This is a genomic window from uncultured Haliea sp., from assembly GCF_963973825.1.
In the GTDB taxonomy this organism is placed as follows: Bacteria; Pseudomonadota; Gammaproteobacteria; order Pseudomonadales; family Halieaceae; genus Haliea.
Genome location: NZ_CAXBAE010000008.1, coordinates 28216 through 47335, shown reverse-complemented (window position 1 = coordinate 47335; position 19120 = coordinate 28216). Strand labels below are relative to the sequence as shown.

18 protein-coding genes are annotated in these 19120 nt (G+C 63.5%); 5 read left to right on the top strand and 13 right to left on the bottom strand.

Annotation, left to right across the window (positions count from 1 at the left end):
* Window positions 1-7: 7 nt before the first annotated feature.
* Genes AACZ17_RS10755 through AACZ17_RS10730 form a run of 6 tightly spaced genes read right to left on the bottom strand, consistent with a single transcriptional unit; the run spans window position 8 to window position 5913 of the window.
* Window positions 8-1009, bottom strand: coding sequence for an LLM class flavin-dependent oxidoreductase (locus tag AACZ17_RS10755; protein WP_290745772.1), 1002 nt, complete (start codon window positions 1007-1009; stop codon window positions 8-10).
* Window positions 1010-1027: 18 nt separating this feature from the next.
* Window positions 1028-1834, bottom strand: a complete 807-nt coding sequence (locus AACZ17_RS10750) for an alpha/beta hydrolase (RefSeq protein WP_290745769.1) — start codon at window positions 1832-1834, stop codon at window positions 1028-1030.
* Window positions 1835-1838: 4 nt separating this feature from the next.
* Window positions 1839-2486 carry a TetR family transcriptional regulator gene (locus AACZ17_RS10745; protein ID WP_290745766.1) on the bottom strand — a complete coding sequence of 216 codons (648 nt, stop codon included), beginning with the start codon at window positions 2484-2486 and terminating at the stop codon, window positions 1839-1841.
* A gap of 45 nt (window positions 2487-2531) precedes the next feature.
* Window positions 2532-4145, bottom strand: coding sequence for a long-chain fatty acid--CoA ligase (locus AACZ17_RS10740; RefSeq protein ID WP_290745763.1), 1614 nt, complete (start codon window positions 4143-4145; stop codon window positions 2532-2534).
* A 14-nt stretch (window positions 4146-4159) separates the two neighbouring features.
* Window positions 4160-5185 (bottom strand): phosphotransferase family protein, encoded by a 1026-nt coding sequence (locus tag AACZ17_RS10735; RefSeq protein ID WP_290745760.1) that lies wholly within the window; start codon window positions 5183-5185, stop codon window positions 4160-4162.
* A complete protein-coding gene (locus AACZ17_RS10730; RefSeq protein ID WP_290745757.1) occupies window positions 5182-5913 on the bottom strand; it encodes an SDR family oxidoreductase in 732 nt (243 codons plus the stop codon). Before AACZ17_RS10730 ends, AACZ17_RS10735 begins: the two co-directional genes overlap by 4 nt.
* A gap of 192 nt (window positions 5914-6105) precedes the next feature.
* Between AACZ17_RS10730 and AACZ17_RS10725 the strand changes: the two genes are divergently transcribed.
* Window positions 6106-7404 carry an acyl-CoA dehydrogenase family protein gene (locus tag AACZ17_RS10725; protein ID WP_290745754.1) on the top strand — a complete coding sequence of 433 codons (1299 nt, stop codon included), beginning with the start codon at window positions 6106-6108 and terminating at the stop codon, window positions 7402-7404.
* Window positions 7405-7449: 45 nt separating this feature from the next.
* Here the strand turns inward: AACZ17_RS10725 and AACZ17_RS10720 are convergent, their stop codons facing one another.
* From AACZ17_RS10720 to AACZ17_RS10710, 3 genes are read right to left on the bottom strand one after another with little or no spacing between them, the layout of a single operon-like run.
* Window positions 7450-7965, bottom strand: coding sequence for a carboxymuconolactone decarboxylase family protein (locus AACZ17_RS10720; RefSeq protein ID WP_290745751.1), 516 nt, complete (start codon window positions 7963-7965; stop codon window positions 7450-7452).
* Window positions 7955-8416, bottom strand: a complete 462-nt coding sequence (locus AACZ17_RS10715) for a hypothetical protein (RefSeq protein ID WP_290745748.1) — start codon at window positions 8414-8416, stop codon at window positions 7955-7957. Before AACZ17_RS10715 ends, AACZ17_RS10720 begins: the two co-directional genes overlap by 11 nt.
* Before the next feature lie 39 nt (window positions 8417-8455).
* Window positions 8456-8875 carry a DUF1330 domain-containing protein gene (locus AACZ17_RS10710; RefSeq protein ID WP_290745745.1) on the bottom strand — a complete coding sequence of 140 codons (420 nt, stop codon included), beginning with the start codon at window positions 8873-8875 and terminating at the stop codon, window positions 8456-8458.
* A gap of 223 nt (window positions 8876-9098) precedes the next feature.
* On the opposite strand from AACZ17_RS10710, the gene AACZ17_RS10705 reads away from it, so the two are divergent.
* Entirely contained in the window at window positions 9099-9473 is a 375-nt protein-coding gene (locus AACZ17_RS10705) for a hemerythrin family protein (RefSeq protein ID WP_290745742.1), read from the top strand.
* Between the two features lie 29 nt (window positions 9474-9502).
* On the opposite strand, the gene AACZ17_RS10700 is transcribed toward AACZ17_RS10705, so the two are convergent.
* The 3 genes from AACZ17_RS10700 to AACZ17_RS10690 form a co-directional block, all read right to left on the bottom strand.
* The gene (locus AACZ17_RS10700) at window positions 9503-10792 is read right to left on the bottom strand and encodes an alginate export family protein (RefSeq protein ID WP_290745739.1); all 1290 of its coding nucleotides are present in this window, start codon (window positions 10790-10792) and stop codon (window positions 9503-9505) included.
* Between the two features lies 1 nt (window position 10793).
* The gene (locus tag AACZ17_RS10695; RefSeq protein WP_290745736.1) at window positions 10794-12530 is read right to left on the bottom strand and encodes a nitrite reductase; all 1737 of its coding nucleotides are present in this window, start codon (window positions 12528-12530) and stop codon (window positions 10794-10796) included.
* A gap of 86 nt (window positions 12531-12616) precedes the next feature.
* Window positions 12617-14143, bottom strand: coding sequence for a 4Fe-4S binding protein (locus tag AACZ17_RS10690; RefSeq protein ID WP_290745733.1), 1527 nt, complete (start codon window positions 14141-14143; stop codon window positions 12617-12619).
* A 133-nt stretch (window positions 14144-14276) separates the two neighbouring features.
* Here AACZ17_RS10690 and AACZ17_RS10685 point away from each other — a divergent pair, with 133 nt between their 5' ends.
* Genes AACZ17_RS10685 through AACZ17_RS10675 form a run of 3 tightly spaced genes read left to right on the top strand, consistent with a single transcriptional unit; the run spans window position 14277 to window position 17165 of the window.
* On the top strand, window positions 14277-14627 hold the full coding sequence (locus tag AACZ17_RS10685) for a hypothetical protein (protein WP_339638248.1): 351 nt from the start codon (window positions 14277-14279) through the stop codon (window positions 14625-14627).
* Between the two features lie 15 nt (window positions 14628-14642).
* Entirely contained in the window at window positions 14643-16730 is a 2088-nt protein-coding gene (locus tag AACZ17_RS10680; RefSeq protein ID WP_290745726.1) for a TonB-dependent receptor, read from the top strand.
* Window positions 16731-16742: 12 nt separating this feature from the next.
* Complete coding sequence (locus AACZ17_RS10675) at window positions 16743-17165, top strand: hypothetical protein (RefSeq protein WP_290745723.1); 423 nt, start codon at window positions 16743-16745, stop codon at window positions 17163-17165.
* Window positions 17166-17169: 4 nt separating this feature from the next.
* Here the strand turns inward: AACZ17_RS10675 and AACZ17_RS10670 are convergent, their stop codons facing one another.
* The gene (locus tag AACZ17_RS10670) at window positions 17170-19104 is read right to left on the bottom strand and encodes a VWA domain-containing protein (protein WP_290745720.1); all 1935 of its coding nucleotides are present in this window, start codon (window positions 19102-19104) and stop codon (window positions 17170-17172) included.
* Between the last annotated feature and the right edge of the window lie 16 nt (window positions 19105-19120).

Below are 19120 nucleotides of genomic sequence, written 5' to 3'. Positions count from 1 at the left end.
ACCGGCGTTAGCGCAGCCGGGGCAGGACCTTCTCGGCGATATACTGCAGGCGGCGGTTGCCTGATTCCAGCGATTCGCCGGGAAACTGCGCCCAGAAGTGAATGTCGCGGATCATTGGATAATCTGCCACCAGCTTCTTCAGCTTTGTCACTGCCATATCCGCGTCCCACAACTCATACAGGCCGTTCTCGATTGCGGAGAATACGTCGTCGTACAGCGTTGCCTGTTCCGGCGGGCCAAATGCGCCCCACTGGATGTAGGCATTGGTCTGGTACAGGATATGATCGGCGATGCGAGCGGCTTCCGCTTCCGGGTCCTCGGCAATAATCGCCCAGCAGCCGAGAATCACGCTCCCCTGGTCCAGCGACTTGCCCTGGGCCAGCAAGGCCTCGCAGTAATTATCCAGCCCCAGCCCGCCGGTGGAGAGGAAGCCATCCGCGATGCGGGCTGCACGCTCGATCGCCGGCGGCGCCATGCCGCCGAGGAGAATCTTCGGCGTATGTACCGGGGCCGGCAGGACCTTGAGGTCACCGACATTGAAGCGTTTGCCGCTGAAATTGACCGGTTCGCCCGACCAGCTGCGGCGCAGCACTTCGATACCCTCTTCCACCAGGCTGGGACGGTGCGAAAGCTGGCGCCCGAACTGGTCAAACTCCAGTTGGCGGTAACCGATACCGACACCGAGATCGAAGCGGCCGCCACTGAGCAGTGACACCGTCGCTGCGTCTTCTGCCATGCGCACCGGATCATGCAGTGGCAGCAGCATCAGGTTGGTGCCGATGTGCATGGCGCGTGTGCGCGCGGCGATGGCGGCGGCAATCACCAATGGCGACGGCGTGTAGCCATCCTCGCAGAAGTGGTGCTCGGTGAGCCAGACCGAGTTGAAGCCCAGGGCCTCGGCATCCGCTATCTGGCCAAGGCGGCTGGCGTAGAAACTCTCGAAGTTTTCCTGCCACGGGGCCGGATTGCGAAAGTCGTACCAGAGTCCATAGTTTACAGTTGATGTCATGAACGAGACCTCCCGGGCTCAGGCTAGTTCTGCCAGAAAAGCCAGCAGATCACGGTTGTAGTCCTCGGCAACTTCGATGAACGGCGCGTGCCCTACGCCTTCGTATTCCACCAGCCGGGCACGGGCGTTGTTGGCGCCCACCCAGCGACAGATATCCGGCGCAACGAAGGCATCCTGCGTGCCGACAAAGGAAAGAATGGGCACATCGAGGGCGGCAAGCTGGGCGCGCTGATCCAGCGGCGCGAGTTGCGCCAGCGTCTGGTGCGCCAGTGGCGAAGCTTCGCAGAACACACGCCACATCCAGTCAGTGATGGCGGGCGCCACCTCTTTGGCGCAGACCGCGTGTACCAGACCGGCGAGGAAACCAATGCGATCGGCCTGCAGCGCAGCGACGGTGCCCGCCATATCCGCCTCGGTGCCGCCCAGGGGAAGATCGGGCTTCTGCACATAGATGGGCGTGGCACCACCGGTCAGCACGACACCATTGCAGCGGCTGCCGAGCCGGCTCGCCGCTTCCACCGCAACCGCGCCACCCAGCGACCAGCCGTTGAGCACGACGGAGGCCAGGCCGAGTTGATCCACCAGGGCGACGACGTCACCGGCGATGGCATTGATGCCCATATCGGCGAAATCCTTGTCCGAGGCACCACAGCCCCGGTGGTCCAGCATGACAACGCGATGCCCCGCCGCCAACAGCGCTGGCAGGGTGTTATCCCACGCACGGCAGCTGAAACCCCAGCCGTGGATCAGCAGTACAGCGCTGCTGCCAACCCCGTAATCCTCGAAGTACACATTCTTGCCACAATCGGTCTGCAGATAGGACATGAGATTACCCTTTATTACTGAGAAGTCGTTTTATGGTGGTTTCGTAGTCACTGAAGACGGCGTGCAGATCCAGCGCCTCGGCATTCACCAGCCACTGGTAGATGATGCCGAAAATAAAGGCGTTGAACTGCACCGAAAACTGTTCCGGGTTGATCACCGGGTCGATCTCGCCATCCTCGATACCCTGCCGCACCCAGCGGGCGGCGTCTTCGCGGTAGATGCGGTGATGGTCCGACAGTTTGTTGCGTATTTTGGAGTCGTGGCCCAGCGACTCATACCAGAGTATGTACATGGCGCGCATGTAACTGGCCTCTGCCGTGAGGAAATCGCGCAGTGCATGCAGCGCACCCAGCACGGCCTCGGTGCCGGTCTTGCCCCCGACGTAGCTGGTAAGGTGCTCTTTCCAGCGGCCATCAAACCGCACGAAGAGCTTGTTCAGGAACCCTTCCTTCGAGCCGAAGCGGGAATGTGCCAGTCCCCGGCTGTATCCGGCAAGCTCACCGATCTCCTTGAGCGTCGTGCGCTCGGTGCCCCGCTCGATAATCAGCTGGATCGCCGCCTCGAACATGCGCTTGTCGGAGAGCGCCGTTCTCTCCGCCTGCGTCCTGCGACGCGCACCGGACTCCACCGCCCGCTTCCCTGCTACTCCCATCCGCACTCCTCCCAATCCTGCAGCGCTGATAAAGCGCAGCGACCGCTATTTTACGTAACCGACGTCGTATTCTCCGGCTGCGTGGCACGCGCGCAACACTTTCTTGTCGAGTTTGCCGACACTGGTCTTGGGGATCTCCTCGACAAACGCCCAATACTCGGGAATCCAGAACTTCGCCACGCGGTCAGCGAGAAATTCCCGCAAATCCGCCGGCGAAACCGTGGACTCCGGTACCACAATGGCTAGCGGCCGCTCCTGCCAGCGGGGATCATCCGTGGCGATCACCGCCACCTCACGCACTGCCGGGTGTGCCAGCAGGGCGTTCTCGAGATCCACCGAGGAAATCCACTCCCCACCGGATTTGATGACATCCTTGGTGCGGTCAGTGAGCTGCACAAAGTGCTTCTCATCGATATGCCCGACGTCGCCGGTACGTAACCAGCCGTCCGCCGTGAATGAGTCTTCCGCACTGTTCTTATGGTAGGTGCCCGTAATCCACGGACCGCGTAACTGCAGTTCACCAACATCGCGCCCATTATGCGGTAGCGCCTTGCCCTCGGCATCCACGACCCTCACCTGCACGCCGGGGACCGGGCGGCCACTCTTGGCACGCCAGGGCGTCTCCCCGCCGGGGCCTGGATCCCGGGGCGGATGTGACAGATGGCAGAGCGGACTGGTTTCCGTCATGCCCCAACCCTGCAGCACGGGAACGCCCCAGCGTTCGCGCGCGGCATCAATCAGCGACGGCGCTACAGCCGCCCCGCCGCAGACCAGCATGCGAAAACTGTCCATCTGCAGGCCGGTATCACGGGAGGCACGCAGCAGATCCGAGAGTATGGTGGGCACCGTGGCGGTGAAGGTAGGCTGCTCGGCGCGGATCATCGCCTCGATGCCTGCAGCCTGGAGGTGCGGCCCCGGTAGAATGAAGTCGCTGCCGCTGAGCCAGCCGCTGTAGGGCAGCCCCCAGGCGTTGGCGTGGAACATGGGCGGCAGCAACAGTATGCGATCGCGCTCGTTGATGCCGAACGTGTCGGTGGCTCGGGAGGCCAGCGAATGGACAAAGGTCGTCTTGTGGCTGTAGACAACCCCTTTGGGATTGCCCGTGGTGCCGCTGGTATAGCACACCGCCGCGGCGGCGGTTTCATTCAGTTCGGGCCAGTCAAAGCCCCGCGTCTGCGCAGAAAGGGCCCGTGCATAGCTGCTTGCGGGAATGCCACCCACTGACTGTTCATCGCCACCGACCAGCAGAATGTGCTCGACTGTCGTCAGCAGCGGCACGACCGGGAGGAACAGGTCCAGCAGGCTCGCGTCCAGGATCACCACCCGGTTCTCCGCGTGATTGATGACCCAGGCGACCTGCTCGGCCGAAAGTCGTATGTTGACCGTATGCATAACGGCGCCCATGGAGGGTATCGCCAGATAGGCTTCCATGTGCGCCAGATTGTTCCAGCTGAAGGTGGCGACACGGTCACCCTGAGTGATACCCAGCGCGGCGAGCGCTCCGGCCAATTGCTCCGCGCGTGCCGCCACGTCGCGGTAGCTGGACCATGTGGTTACCTCGCCATCAAAGACACCCACGCGGCTGTCGGGGAATACTGCCGCACCGTGCTCCATGATCATGCGAACCGTCATGGGCATGTGCATCATTGTTGCCAACATGGAAAAGCGTCTCCTTACCAGTCGCCGCGCGCAGCCGCCGCGGCTTCCTGTAACAGTGCGGGCACGTCGTATTCCAGCCCCCTGGCATAGGCCGAGTCGACCTTGCCTTCACAGTACAGTGCGTAGGCACCCTCCACGATCGCCGCCAGGCGCCAGAAGGCGAAGCACAGATAGAAATCCAGATTGGCCAGCGGGTAGCCCGTGGCGGCACCCCAACGCTCGGCCAACACCCGCCGGGACAAGACACCCTCTCGCCGGCTGACCGCCTGGATGTGACTGAACCCCGGGGGGTCCAGTTCGCGCGGCCCCCAGAACATGAGGAACAGGCCCAGGTCGGCGAGCGGATCCCCGATCGTTGCCAGCTCCCAGTCGATGACCGCTGCCAATCCGGGGCGTTCCGGGTGTGACAGCGTGTTGTCCAGATGGTAGTCGCCGTGCACCAACCCCACGGGGCCTGAGGCGGGTATATGCTGCAACAGCCAGCCGGCCAGTTCATCCAGCAGCGGGAGGTCGCGCACGGGGGACTCCGCGCGAGCCTTGCGCCAGCGGGTGATCTGCCGCTGCAGAAAGTTCTCGGGGTTCCCGAAGCGCTCCAGACCAATCGACTGCCAGGGCGCCGTGTGGATAGCCGCCAGTTCGTCGATCAGGTCCTCACCCAGCCGGTTCACACTCGCGGCCGTGTCCGGGTAGGGCCCGGGCAGGGTGTCGGTGATTGCCACCCCGTTGACGTGGGACACCAGCAAGAAGGGGCGACCAATGACCGACACGTCCTCGCACCAGCCGACTACGCGCGGCGCTTTGACGTGGCCCTGGATGGCGCGCAGCACGGTCGCCTCACGCTCGATACCCCGATGCGATGTGGCGGAAATCGCGTTTTCCGGCGGAGTGCGCAATACCAGCGGCCCGTCATCCGTATCCAGCAGCAGCGTCAGGTTCGCATTGCCGCCGCTCAGGGCGCGGGTCACGCGCGCACCCGTGACGCCGGCCTCTGCAGCAATCCACGTGGCCAGCGGCGCATCGAATGGGTGGCCCGCCGTCATCCCGCCACCCCGAAGCTGCTCATCAGACCGCCGTCAACGGGCACGAAGGCCCCGGTCATATAGCGGGCCCGGGCTACGGCATCAACCACCTGCGCGATCTCTTCCGGCTGGCCGTAGCGGCCCAGCGGTATCGTCTGTCGCATGGCTTCCAGGGCTTTTTCAGACAGACCTCCCGTCATCTCGGTCAGCACCAGCCCCGGAATCACCAGATTCACAGTAATGGCGCGCGCGGCATATTCAATCGCCAGGGCGCGGGTAAGCCCGGCCAGGCCCGCCTTCGACGCCGCGTAGGCAGAGTCGCCCGGGAAACCGCGGAACCCCACGACCGCGCCGATATTGATGATGGCGCCACCTTCACCCAGGTGCGGGTCGGCCGCGCGGATGACATTCACCGCGCCTTTCAGGTTGACGTCGACGACGCTTTCCCAGTCTTCCAGCGCAATGCGTCCTATGCGTCCACCGCGGTGCAGCCCGGCGTTGTTCACCAGTACGTCGACCCGGCCCCAACGCTGGACCACCGACGCCATCGCCGCCGCCACGGCTGCCGCATCACTGACGTCGGCGCGACAGGCCATGCAGTGACTGCCGAGGGACTCCGCCAGGGCAATGACATCCTCCCCCCGCGCCACCAGCGCGACCTTGTCGCCGGACTGCAGCGCGCACTCGGCTATCGCTCGCCCGATTCCGCGCGATGCCCCGGTAATGAACCAGATTTTTTCGTCTACCATTGTTTCACTACTACCCGAATGAGTTTATTATTTGCTTGTTTGCATCTAACAAGTCTAAACTAGGCTTCACGCAAGTCAAGCAAAACACGAGCAACACGCCCGGAGGGCTGAACAGGCTGGCGCAGTGTCCCCAACCCATGCCGGGAACAGCCGCCAAGCTCAACCAGAAACCAAACCATAAAGGATATCATCGTGAGTTGGAGCTTTGAGACTGACCCCGAATTCCAGCAGCAGTTGGACTGGATTGCCACCTTCACCCGCGAGGAAATCGAGCCGCTGGATCTCGTCTTCCGCGAACCCGGAGACCCGTGGGACCCCGACTCCCCCGCCGCCAGGGCCATGGCGCCGCTGCGTGAAATCGTCAAGCAGAAGCGCCTGTGGGCCTGCCACATTGGCCCCGAACTCGGCGGCCAGGGCTACGGCCAGGTGAAGCTCGGGCTCATGAACGAAATTCTCGGGCGCAGCCGGTTTGGCCCCAGCGTATTCGGCTGCCAGGCCCCGGATTCGGGCAACGCCGAAATCCTTGCCCACTACGGTACACCCGACCAGAAGGCCCGCTACCTGCAGCCTCTGCTGGACGGCAAAATTGCCTCCTGCTACTCCATGACCGAACCGCAGGCCGGCGCAGACCCGGCGGAGTTCACCTGCACCGCCACGCGAGAAGGTGATGAGTGGGTGATCAACGGTGAAAAGTGGTTCGCATCGCACGCACGCTTCTCGGAGTTCCTGCTGGTCATGGTCGTGACCAACCCGGACGTACCCATCCACGAAGGCGCGTCCATCATCCTGGTGGAGAAAGGCACGCCGGGCATGGACATCCTGCGCAACTCCGCTGTTGGCCCGTATGTCGAGCAGGGTGACGGTGTACACGCCTACATCCGCTTTACCAACTGCCGTGTGCCGGCCGAAAACCTGCTGGGCGAAGAGGGCAAGGGTTTCCTGGTGGCGCAGACGCGTCTCGGCGGTGGCCGTGTGCACCACGCCATGCGCAGCGTCGGCGTGCTGAAGAAAGCCATGGATATGATGTGTGAGCGCGTGCTCAGCCGGACCACCAAAGGCGAACTGCTGGCCACCAAGCAGATGACCCAGGACAAGATAGCCGACAGCTACACGCAGATTCTGCAGTACCGGCTGCACGTGCTGTACACGGCATGGCTGATCGACAAGTACAAGGAATACAACCGGGAGGTGCGCAAGGAAATCGCCGCCATCAAGGCTGCGACGCCGAAAATCCTGCAGGAAGTCATTTACCGCGCCATGCACCTGCATGGCAGCCTGGGCATGTCAGACGAAGTGCCGCTGATGACCATGTGGGCGAACATTCCGGAGCTGGGCGTGGTAGACGGCCCGTCGGAAGTGCACAAGATAACCGTGGCGCGTACCGTCCTGCGCGACTACAAGCCCGCGCCCGGCCTGTTCCCGACCTACCACACGCCCACCCAGCGTGAGGCGGCGATGAAAAAGTACGGCCATTTTCTCAATCAGAAATAGCCTGCCACTGACCCGCCCCGGGGCGATGCCCGGGGCGGGCGCTCTCTAGCGCGGGATACTGATTTCCATGCGCGGCATGGCATCCGGCATGCCACCAAGCGCCACGGCACAGCGCGACGACCCATTGAACCAGGCCACCAGCAGCGACAGGTGCAGCAGCTCGGCTTCACTGAACTCCTGCAGCAGCGCATTCTGCAGTCCCTGATCAATCCCGGACGGATCCAGATTGTACTGGTCGACAAACGCCACCAGCAGGCGCTCCCGCGCCGACAGCTCGGCATCCGGCTCAGCGCCGCGGATCATCTGGACTTTCTCTTCCGTCAAGCCGTCGCTGATCGCCACATCGTAACGCACCGCCTGGCACATCACGCAGCCGGTATGGCGCGCGTTGCGCAACCGTGCCAGCTCCACCTCCGCGGCCGACAGCGGGCCGGCGTCCCATACTGCCGCATTCAGGGCCAGATAGGGCTCCACTGTGCGGGGCACGATGCCCAGCGCGGAGTCCCGGATCACGTTGCCCGTATTCTGTGCAGGCGCCTGTACGCGCGCATTACTGCCCATGTTGCCGTACCCCCGCAGGCTTTGCCTGCCAGATCAGGCCCAGACGGATCAGGCCATCAAAAACCCCCAGCGCCTGCAGCAGCGCCACCAGACCCTCCTCGCCGATGTGCGCCTTGACCGCGTCGGCCTGCGCATCCGTGATGGCGCTGCAATCCATCGCGTACACCTCGGTAAACGCGAGGCAGGCACGTTGCTCGTCACTGAACAGTGGCGATTGCGGCCAGTCCTGCAGCTGCGCACGCTGTGGCGCGGACACCGGACACTCCTCCAGCGCAAAATCGGCGGCGCTGCGGTGCAGCTGCGCCAGTCGCAGGCGGCACAACTCCAGCGTTTCCGCAGACACCTGCGGCAGTTCAAACACGCTTTCGTACAACTGCCGGAAGGCGCCACCGATCGCCGGCAAACGATCCAGCAACTGCTCCCGGTCAAGCCCCTGCACAATCCAGTTCATCGCTGCCTCCGGCACACGCAGGTGCCCATCAATACGGTCTCAGGCACTGAATACCGCCCCGGCTTCCGACTGCCCCATGCGGATGAGTCGGCTATCGGCAACCGCCACCTGACGGTGCACCACGGCCTCACGGTATTCCGGGTCGGTCACCATGGCCATGAACGCGCCAGCATTCGGGTAGAGCGCGATAAAGGCGACATCCCAGTGCTCGTCCGGAGGACCGATGACCACGCACTCGGGTCTGCCGCGCCAGAGAATGCTCCCTCCCAGGCGCTGGAACACGGGGCCGCTGAATTTGCCGTAGCGATCGTAGGCTTCCGCACCGGTGATGGTCTCACCGTCCGGATACACCGCCTGGGCATTCAGGCGGACCAGGTTCAGCATCATGATAGGGGTGTCACGCGGTAGCGACTTGAAGCGATCAAACTGCTCGCGTGTGGGGTCGACATTCTGGCTCATGCAGGCTCCTTGTTCGATGTATTCGGGCGCAAACCCGCGGCTGCGCGGCGGCAGGGTCTGAACACCGCCCTGTGCAAGCTTAACGCCCCAGGCACGTCAGGTATAGCGGGCCGGATGTACGCCGGGGCAAGCACAGCACGCCGGTCTGGAAGACCGCGTGAAAAATAGCCACGCCGGGTAGCCATACTGAACGGGACGGCTGTACAGACAGGGCAGATGAGCTATGTTTTTCAGTATGCAGAAAACCAGCGACATTCTCTGGCAGGACGCGCAGCACCAGACGCTGTTCGCCATCCTGGAGCTCATTGCCCAGCCGGAGTCCGGCATCGACGCCGTGCGCCACCTGCATGACTATGCGGAGAGCCACTTTGCCCTGGAGGAACACTACATGGCGGCGCTCGCCTACCCCGAGCGCGAGACTCACGTTGCCGCACACAATCAGTTCCGGGAGGAGATTGCGTCGCTTCTGGCGCAGAACGAAGATGACGCCGGCTTTCGCGCTCTGGTGGCGACCTTTCTGACCGAGTGGCTGCGACGCCACGTATTCGGTGTCGACAAGGCGCTGGAAGCGTTTATTCTCGCCTCAGAGCGCAAGTAACAGGCGGCAGTGCCGCCTGTCGCACTTGACTACAGCGCCACCTGCGCGGTCAACCAGACTTTGTCAGTATCCCGATAGGCGGGTTGACCATCGCCTTCAAAGAAGGCTGCCTTCAGCTCCAGCGACACCCTGGGGGTGAGGGTCCACCCAAGGAGCAGGTCCAGCTCCGAACCGAGGCCGCGACGGTGCTTGTCGGTGCGGAAGTCGTGGTAGACCGCGCGCCAGTTGAGGCTGTCGCGCCGCCCCGACACGGCAAACCAGGTATCGCGGATACCGTCGCCCGGCGTACCCAGAAACTTGTCGGCCCAGCCCTGGAACTTGTGCAGGGTGGCCAGCGGCGTGCGGAAACCTTCGCCGTTGTCACTGCCCAAGACCTCATAGCCCAGCTCCAGCTTGGCCAGCGGCATGGTCCAGCCCGCATCCACGTTGTAATAGGTTGCGCGGTAGCTGGCCGGGTTGTCACCGGCATCGGACTGGGTTGCGAGCGCCATGTTCAGGTTGAAACCCGACCACTGGCCGCTGTATTCCACGCCCACGGTGTCTGTGGCGTTCGCAATGGTGAGGGCCGGCGCGTAGTTGGCGTCACTGTCGATATCCAGCAGATAGACAAAGCCCGAGAGGCTCTGTTTCTCCGCCGGTGAGAACGTGGCGCGCAAGAGACCGATGTCGCCATCCCAATCCGCAGGCTGTGCGCCATCGTCGGGCCCGAAAATGCGCTGGACGCGGTACACATAACTGGCATCCAGCTGCAGGCCGCTGGCGGGCTGCCATTGTGCACGCAGCCCGTCGTAGGTCTGTTCGTTCTGGCGCCACACCACGTTGCCCACAAACCGGTGATTGCCGTGCAGGATACGCTGGCGACCCAGGGTGCCGTGCAGCGCACCCGCGCGGTAGTCGAGCTGTGCGCGGTTCACCTCGGTGCCCTCGGGATCCGCCACCACGGGGTAGCGCAGTTCACCGTTGGTGGTGGAGTTGTAGAGGTCATTGCCCAGCGCCGTGACGTCATCAATTTCGAGTTCAAATGACACCCCCGCCCAGGCGGCCGACGCCAGGGTCAGCCGTGAACGCAGGGTGGAGGCCAGCGCGGTATCTGCCAGGGGCTGCTGATCCACGTATTCCAGTCGGTAGCGAAAATCCAGATGGGCACTGCCATCGCTGATCATGCCCACCACACTGTCGGTGCTGTCACCGGCTGCAAAGCCCGGCAGCGCGGCAAGGCTGACGGCGCCCAGCAGCAGGCAACGAATACTGTTGGCGAGAACGTTTGGGGCCCCGCAGGGCCCCTTCACGTTGTTGCCGTTTGACAACCGTGAACGCATATCAGTAGATGTCCTTGCGCGTGTTGAACACGTTGAACTTGCCGGTAGGTGTTACCAGGCGTGGGTCCTTGATGACATGCTTCAGCTTGCGCGTCTTGTCATCCACAACCACGATGGCAGACACCTGCTCCATGCCGTTCCACACCGAGAACCAGACCTCATCACCTGCCGCATTGTACTCCGGCTGCACCACGCGCGCGGGCCCCTCTTCGATCCCCGCCCACTTGGCAATCGGGAGTACTTCATAGCCCGCGTCAAAGTCGTCGATATTGTAGACGGCAGCCGACTGGCTCACGCTCTCCTGCGGGTGCAGGGTGTTGTCCACCCACAGGTTACGCGATTTCGGGTGCGTCTTGACGAACAGCGAGCCACCGCCCTGCGCTTTCAGGGTGCGCACGACTTTCCAGGCCTGCTCCGGGTGGTTTTCCGGATCCGTGCCGATGAAGGTCATGTTCTCGTTGCCCAGCGCCGAGGTGACCCAGACAGGCCCGAATTCCGGGTCGACCAGGTTGGCGCCGCGCCCGGGGTGGGGAATCTTGGTCACGTCCACCAGGGCCTCGATATTCCGGTCACGGGAGTCCACCACCGCAATCTTGTCAGACTGGTTGGCAGCCGTGAGGAAGTAGCGGTGGCTGGCGTCCCAGCCGCCGTCATGAAGGAAGCGTGCCGCTTCCAGGGTCGTGACGGACAGCGCATCGAGATTGCTGTAGTCAACCAGCAGAATCTTGCCGGTCTCCTTCACATTGACGATGAACTCGGGATGTTCGTGGGACGCCACAATCGCCGCCACACGCGGTTCCGGGTGGTACTCCTGGGTGTCAACCGTCATACCGCGGGTCGACATGATCTTGGTCGGCTCCAGCGTAGCGCCGTCCATCAGCACGTATTGTGGGGGCCAGTAGGCGCCTGCAATCGCGATCTTGTCTTCGTAGCCGGGGAACTTGGAGGTCTCCACAGAGCGCGCCTCGAGACCGATCTTGACCGTGGCCACACGCTGCGGCGGGTTCATGTAGAGGTCAATCATGTCGATCTTGGCATCGCGGCCTATGGTGTAGACATAGCGCCCGGAGTGAGAGGCCCGCGAGATGTGCACCGCGTAACCGGTTTGCAGGATCGTGATGATGTCCTTGCTGTCGCCGTCGATCAGGGCGATTTCACCGGAATCCCGCAGGGTTACCGAGAAGATGTTGTCCACATCGTAGCTGTGCTGCGGCTTGGAGGGACGCTCGGACTCAGGCACCAGGACTTCCCAGGTGTCCATCATCTCGGCCATGCCCCACTCCGGCGGAGCCGGTGGTTCGTGCTGCAGGAAGCGCGCCATGATGTCGATCTGTTCTTCGGTGAAGTCGCCGGAGGTGCCCCAGTTGGGCATACCGCCGGGAGATCCGTAGTTGATCAGCACTTTGAGAAACTCGGTGCCGCGCTCCTGGGTGATGTCCGGGGTCAGCGGCTTGCCGGTGGCGCCCTTGCGCAGCACGCCGTGGCAGCCCGCGCAGCGCTCAAAGTACAGTTTTGTGGCCAGGTCAAATTCGGCCTGGGTCATGTCCGGGGCACCGGGCGAGATCACGCGCTTCATCTCGCCGGCGGGCACCGGGGCACCCTTGTAGGCCATTTCACCCGGCGTCACACCCGGGTGGTCGGTCTTGTCCTGGCCCAACGCCGCCGCGCTCAAGCCCAGTGTCACGGAGAACAGGCCCGCGCCTGCACGTTGCTTCCAGCTGCTTGCTTTGCTTTTCATCATCCTTCCCCTTAATGGCGCTCAGGTTCAATGCGCCTCTTAAAACGCATATTATCTGCATGTTCTAGTCGACAATATGACACAGGTCAACTTTCCCTCCGACTGCCAGCCGCATCGGTCGCAATCACCGCGTGCTCCGGCAACTGGCCCTGAAAGCGCTTCTTGCGCTTGCGCACCAGTGGCGGGCAGCGATGCTCATCCCAGTAGGTCACCTGACAGTCCAGGCAGTAGTGGCACTCATTGTCGATAATCTCCCCGGTGGGGCGTATGGCGCCGATCTGGCATTCCCGGGCGCAGGTCTGGCAGGGATGGCCGCACTCCACACGCCGACGCAGCCAGTCAAACACCTTGAAGCGGGTGACAAAGCTCAGGGCCGCACCCAGCGGGCACAGATACTTGCAGTAGAACTTGCTGTTGAACACCGTGATCACCAGTAACAGCACCGCGTACAGCACGTAAGCGGGTGGGCGGTCGAACTGCATCACGAACACCGTCTTGAAGGGCTCAACCTCTGCCAGACGCGCGGCATTGGCCATGGAGTCCAGCGCCAGCCCGAGAATCGCCAGCAGGATCAGATACTTGATTGCCCACAGGCGCTCATGGACCGCATGCGGGAATTGCCAACCGGCAAACCCCAGCGCGCGCGACGCCTTCGATAAGAGCTCCTGGGCCGCACCAAAGGGGCAGAGCCAGCCGCAGTACACGCCGCGCCCCCAGAGCAGGATACTCAAGGCGACAAACGCCCAGAGCAGGAACACTACCGGGTCCAGCAGCAGGCTTTCCCAGGAAAAGCCGCCCGCCAGGTTGCGGGCAAAACCCAGCAGGTTGACGACCGACAGCTGGGCGTGACACACCCAGCCGATAAAGACCACCGTGAACACCAGCCAGGCGAGGCGAAAACGCTGGAACAACCGCTTGTGCTGCACCAGCCAGTCCTGCAGAAAGAGCACCAGCAACAGGACAAAAAGGGCGACCGCCAGTACCGATACCTGCACACGGTGCTGCTGCCAGCTCCAGTGCCACTCCGGCTCGGCCGGCGAAGCCACCGCGGGCACCCCTGCGCCCACCACCGGCGCGGCCGTCGCGCCCGCAGCCGCGTAGGCCGCCAGCACCTGCTCCGCGGCGCGCGTAATGGTGCGGGTAATCACCATGGCTGTGATGGTCGCGCCACTCAGCCCGTCGATGCCGACATAGCCCTCGCGGCCCTGGGCACCCACGCGGATGGCATCAGACGCGCGCTTGCCGACAAACTGGTTCACAAAGGCCTGCAGGTCACTATCTGTGATACCCACGACCAGTATCGGCTCCGCATGCGCCTGCACGCTGGCCGCCAGAAACTCGCCCGTTGCGGTCAGGCCCACCAGCAGGTTGACGGGTGATCCCGAATACGCGGGGATATGCACAAAATCGCTGGTTTCAAAGAACAGCACCCGGCCCACTCCCGGTGCGTCCGCGCTGAACAGGCCCGGCACTGAAGGCACGGGCGCTGCGACACTGACCCCCGGCAACAACTGCTGTACCGCAGTGTCATCGACAGCCCGGGCGCTGACGGGCGCCAGCGCAAGGCCAACAACCAGCCAGAGCATGGCAGGCAGCACTAACCGGTAGCTCAACACAGCACTCGACCTCGCAACATGATGGCAACCAGCATAGACGGCTGATTATAAGACGCAAATGATCTGCATCATTTTATTCCCGTGCAGAATGCGGTTTACTGAGCGCATGAAACGCTGGATAAGCTGCTTGATGCTCTTTGCGGGCGTCGCCAACGGCGCGAGCAGCGTCGACAGCGACCTCGTGAACGAGCGCTTTACAACCAGGAGCCACGACATGGAAACGCAGTGGCGTGTCGACTGCACTGCCACGCTGGGAGCGCTGCGCACAACGAATAGGCCACTGTCAGCGCTGCAACGCTCGGCACTGGCTTCCGACCTGCGCAAATGCAGTTTCATCTATCAGCCCCCCGGTACTGGCAGGGATGCACACTGCCCCGACTACACACAACTGTGGCGGGCCCTCGAGGCCGGGGACGATCCGGCGCTGGCCTCTGCGCTCAAGCAGGCGGCAGCCTGTCCGGGTCCGGGCCCACAGCAATAACCCATTGGATATCTCATGATCTATCGCAGACCGACATTCCGCCCACGGCCCAACCCCGCAGTACGCGCAATGGCCCGCAGCCTGCTGTTTTGCGCGATGCCGGGGCTTGCCGCCACCAGCGCCGACATGCCCCTGGAAGAAGTGGTGGTGACAGCCAGCCGCGTCGAGGAGCGCCTTCTCGACAGCAGCGCCAGTCTCAGCGTGATGACGCGCGAAGATCTGGCACGCATGACTGCCAGCGGTGTGGCCGACTTCCTGCGCGACGTGCCCGGGCTGCAGGTGTCCGATTCAGGCCAGGCCGGGCTGAAACGCATCCGTATCCGCGGTGAAGACTCCCGGCGCAGCGCCATTCTGGTCGATAGCCACGAACTGGCGGACCACAGCGAAGTGGGTACGCCACTGACCATACACCCCGATATGCTCGGCCGGATTGAAGTGCTGCGCGGCTCCGGGTCGGTACTCTATGGTTCCAAGGCCCTGAGTGGCGTCACCAACCTGATGACGCTGAAGGGCGGTACGGCGCCGCTGCAAGCCACCGTGAAAGGCAGCTATGACGGTACCACCGACGGCGACACCCTGTTTGCCAGCGTGCACGGTTTGCAGGACGGCTGGAGCTATCGACTGGCGGCCGCCGACAGTGACCACAGCCTGCGCCGCACACCCGAGGGCCGCGCCGAGAACACCGCATTCGAGAATCAGGGCTACTACGGCTTCCTGGAAAAAGTGGCGGGCAATCATGCCCTGGGGCTGACCTGGGATCGCTACGAATCGCGATCAGACATCTTTGTAGAAGAGGCCGCACGCAGCACCTTTCCGCTGGTCGATCTGGCACTCAGTACACCGCAGCGCGACCGGGAGCGCTTCGCGCTGGATTACAGCTGGGAACCGGCCTCCGCCGCGCTGGACCGACTGGTGATCTCCGGTTTCACCCAGGACAGCCTGCGCCACTTCGTCAGCAACACGGAAACCGTATGGTATCGCCGCGACATCGACACCCGCAGCACATTGCGCAGCGATGGCCTGCTGCTGCAGGCAGACTGGCTGCCCTGGGGCGAGCATCGCGTGATCAGCGGCCTGCAGTACAGCAATGACGAAGTGGATCAAGGCCGCGAGGTGGATACGCGCGCTTGGACTCCGGTCGCTACCACCGGTATTGAGCGGATCGATGACCAAGCCAGCATTCGCACCCTGGCCGCCTTTGTGCAGGACCACTGGGCATTGGGCGACACCCTCACCGCCATGGTGGGCGCCCGCTTCTACCAGGTGGATGGCGAACTGGATCGCAGCAACCGGCCCGGGTTACGCGCCGCGCCGCTGGATTCCGACAGCCACCTGATCGCTTCAGCGGGGCTCAACTGGTCCACGGGGCCCGGCAGTGCCCTGCGTGCCAACGTGTCGGAGGGCTATCTTTATCCCTCGCTGATGCAGCTGGCCACAGGCGCCTACGCCGGCTCCAGCTTTGTCAATCCGAACAGCGAGCTCACTCCCGAGACCAGTATCAACTACGAGCTGGGCTGGCGTTTGATGCAGGGGCCGTGGACGGTTGATGCCGCTCTGTTCGTTGCCGATTCCAGCGACTACATCGACCACATCTTCTGCACCGCTGCCGACCGCTGCCTGAGTCCGACGGATAAACTGTACCGCAACATCGGGTCCTCCAACGCACACGGTCTGGAGCTGTACCTAGCCTGGGAAACAGCCGATCAGGCACTGCAACCCTACCTGAATGTGACCTGGATGCAGCGCAACAACGATTTCGGCAGCTTCGACACCTGGGACACGGGCATCCCGGCCCTGGCGGGACGCGCGGGGATCATGCTGGAACCCCGGTTCGCGGGGCTCTGGAACTCGCTGTGGGCAGATGTGTACCTGCGTGGTGAAAGCGGGTCCCTGCTGGTGGAGCCGGGGGCCAGGGGCCTGGTTGAAACCCGGCGCAGCGGCTGGGCGACAGTGAATGCGGCATTGGGTGTCAGCCTGGGCGAGCGCCTGCTGCTTGCTGTGGAACTGCAGAATCTGTTCGACCGCGACTATCGGGAATCCACCGAAAACCTGCTCGCGCCGGGACGCAGTGCGTCCATGAAGCTCACCTGGAACATCAACTGACGGGAGGTTGGCGTGTCGGAACCGGATACACAGGAGGCACGGAATCCGTCTGCACAGACCGGCAAGGATTCGCCGGGCCGCGGCACCGCCATTATCGTCTATGGCCTGTATCTCGGGGCCATCATGAGTCTGGTGACGCTGCCACTGGGTGCGCTGCTCGCACACTACCGGCTGGGACACAGCGCCCCCTGGGTACGCAGTCACCTGCGTTTCCAGGTGCGTACATTCTGGTGGATGGTGGCAGCATCCGCTGCTGCCGTGGGGCTATGGCAACTGCTGGGCATACTCGCCGTAGCACCGCTGGCAGCCTGGACCTTCGGCTACCTGTACATCACCGCGCTGCTGGTCTGGTTCGTGGCGCGCTGCGGCGTGGGCATTCACCGGCTCACATCCAATCTCCCCATTGAACGGCCGAGCAGCCTGTTGTTCAGCTAGTGTTCTACTGCGCGACAATCTGGCGGTAGATTGCGGGCAGCGCTGTGGACAGGTGCTCGGGCCGATACACCACCGAGTAACCACCGCGACCAAAAATACGCGGGAAGTAACCCTGTGACTCCCGGTCGATGGTCACCGCAAACACCCGCACACCGGCGCGGCGCGCCTCGCGTACCGCGTGGCGCGTGTCCTCCAGCGCGTAGCGGCCCTCATAGTAGTCGCTGTCGTTGGGCTTGCCATCGGTCAGCAGCAGCAAAAGCCGATGACGTTGACCGAGCTCGGCCAGACCGCTGGTGAGGTGACGAATCGCGGCGCCCATGCGGGTGTAATGTCCCGGTTTCAATGCACCTATGCGCTGCTCCACGCTGTGGTTCATGGTCTCACGGAAATCCTTCACCGTTTGCAACCACACCTTGTCCCGACGCCGGGACGTGAAGCTGTGTATCGCGAACTGGTCACCGCAAGCCTGCAAACCGTGCCCCAGCACCAGCAGGGCCTCTTTCTCGAGGTCGATAACCCGCCGGTCATCCACCCAGGCCTCCGTGGACAGCGATACGTCAACCAGTATGGAGACAGCGAGGTCGCGCTCCACAGTACGGGCATCGGCATACAGGCGATCGCTGCTACTGCCCGACGCGCACTGGTCTGCCTGGGCGCGCACCACTGCGTCGATATCGAGCTCATTGCCATCGAGCTGCCCGCGCAGCAGCATGCGCTTGGGTCGCAGCGCCTCAAACTGCCGTCGCACACGGCGCACACGCTGTTGCATCGCCACGTCCGGCTGCCAGAGCTCGCCATCTGCCGCCTGCTCGCCGGGCAAGACGGTGCAATGTGCCGGTAGCATAACCCCCTTGCGATAGTTCCATTCCGGATAGGTGACCCGCGCCAGCGACGGCGCTCCCAGCGCCTCTCCCGGCGGCAGATCGAGATCCATACGCATCCGGGCCGCGGCCTGCTGCTGATGCGGGCTCAGGGTGATCTCCTCCAGCTGCTCAGCGGCCTTGCCCGCGTCCTCATCCTCTTCATCGTCGACCATGCGATTGACGTTGACCATCTCCGCAAAGGACAGCATTTTCTCGAAGCGGTTGAAAATCAGCGAGTCCTCGCGCTCGGCCTGGTCCTGTCGCTGCCGACGGGCCTTGCGCTTGCCGCCCTCCTGCTGGTCGCGCACAGACGTCGGGTTGTCCTCGTCCTCGGTACCGGATCGCTCCCCGTCCCGGGTACCCAGGCTGAAGCGGGTCGCCCACAGGGGAACCGGCAACGGCGGGTGGTAATGTGCCGGAGCCTGGACATTCTCGACGGACACGCCGGGACTGGAGACCAGCGTCACCAGTTGGGCGGCGAAGGCCGATGCCGGGGTATCTTCACCCAGGGCGTGGCGAATCACGAACTCCAGGGCCTGCTCCAGCGCCGGCAGCTTGCGCTGCGGTCGCAGCGGCAGCAGCGCACTGCACAGCCGCTGGTAGCGCGCGCGGAAGCCGGGCAGTTCCCTGCACACCCGCTCCGCCGCCGTGAGGGCGGCACGCAGGGCCAGCAGGTCGGCCTGCACCGCGTTGTCGGCAACAGGCGGCGACTGCAGGGCAGCGGCGTGGGCTGCCAGCCAGAAGTACAGGTCCCGGTTCAGGGCCCTGTCGGGAAACAGGTCGATACACGGGGGCAGGAGCAGGGACTCTTCGTCGATGCGCGCGAGGTCCATCACTTCACGATCAAAGCCCAGACGCTGGCGCAGACGCAGGCGGTGGCCGGATTCCCTGGGGGCAATCGCACCGACCGCGGCGCCCCCCTCCCCGCCGACAGCGCGAAAAAACACCGCCAGTACCGGGGCGATATCATCGAGATGCACAGCAGCCTGCGGATGGTGCGGATAACTGCTGGTGGCGGAGGCCCACCGATGCCAGTAGCGACCCACAAGCTCCTCGAATTCGAGCAGATGCAACATGGGCCAGGCTCCGCTG

What these genes read in the sequence shown, in the direction of transcription:
- AACZ17_RS10755 (WP_290745772.1), bottom strand. Translation starts at nt 1,009, where the DNA reads ATGACATCAACTGTAAACTATGGACTCTGGTACGACTTTCGCAATCCG.
- AACZ17_RS10750 (WP_290745769.1), bottom strand. Translation starts at nt 1,834, where the DNA reads ATGTCCTATCTGCAGACCGATTGTGGCAAGAATGTGTACTTCGAGGAT.
- AACZ17_RS10745 (WP_290745766.1), bottom strand. Translation starts at nt 2,486, where the DNA reads ATGGGAGTAGCAGGGAAGCGGGCGGTGGAGTCCGGTGCGCGTCGCAGG.
- AACZ17_RS10740 (WP_290745763.1), bottom strand. Translation starts at nt 4,145, where the DNA reads ATGTTGGCAACAATGATGCACATGCCCATGACGGTTCGCATGATCATG.
- AACZ17_RS10735 (WP_290745760.1), bottom strand. Translation starts at nt 5,185, where the DNA reads ATGACGGCGGGCCACCCATTCGATGCGCCGCTGGCCACGTGGATTGCT.
- AACZ17_RS10730 (WP_290745757.1), bottom strand. Translation starts at nt 5,913, where the DNA reads ATGGTAGACGAAAAAATCTGGTTCATTACCGGGGCATCGCGCGGAATC.
- AACZ17_RS10720 (WP_290745751.1), bottom strand. Translation starts at nt 7,965, where the DNA reads ATGGGCAGTAATGCGCGCGTACAGGCGCCTGCACAGAATACGGGCAAC.
- AACZ17_RS10715 (WP_290745748.1), bottom strand. Translation starts at nt 8,416, where the DNA reads ATGAACTGGATTGTGCAGGGGCTTGACCGGGAGCAGTTGCTGGATCGT.
- AACZ17_RS10710 (WP_290745745.1), bottom strand. Translation starts at nt 8,875, where the DNA reads ATGAGCCAGAATGTCGACCCCACACGCGAGCAGTTTGATCGCTTCAAG.
- AACZ17_RS10705 (WP_290745742.1), top strand. Translation starts at nt 9,099, where the DNA reads ATGTTTTTCAGTATGCAGAAAACCAGCGACATTCTCTGGCAGGACGCG.
- AACZ17_RS10700 (WP_290745739.1), bottom strand. Translation starts at nt 10,792, where the DNA reads ATGCGTTCACGGTTGTCAAACGGCAACAACGTGAAGGGGCCCTGCGGG.
- AACZ17_RS10695 (WP_290745736.1), bottom strand. Translation starts at nt 12,530, where the DNA reads ATGAAAAGCAAAGCAAGCAGCTGGAAGCAACGTGCAGGCGCGGGCCTG.
- AACZ17_RS10685 (WP_339638248.1), top strand. Translation starts at nt 14,277, where the DNA reads ATGCTCTTTGCGGGCGTCGCCAACGGCGCGAGCAGCGTCGACAGCGAC.
- AACZ17_RS10680 (WP_290745726.1), top strand. Translation starts at nt 14,643, where the DNA reads ATGATCTATCGCAGACCGACATTCCGCCCACGGCCCAACCCCGCAGTA.
- AACZ17_RS10670 (WP_290745720.1), bottom strand. Translation starts at nt 19,104, where the DNA reads ATGTTGCATCTGCTCGAATTCGAGGAGCTTGTGGGTCGCTACTGGCAT.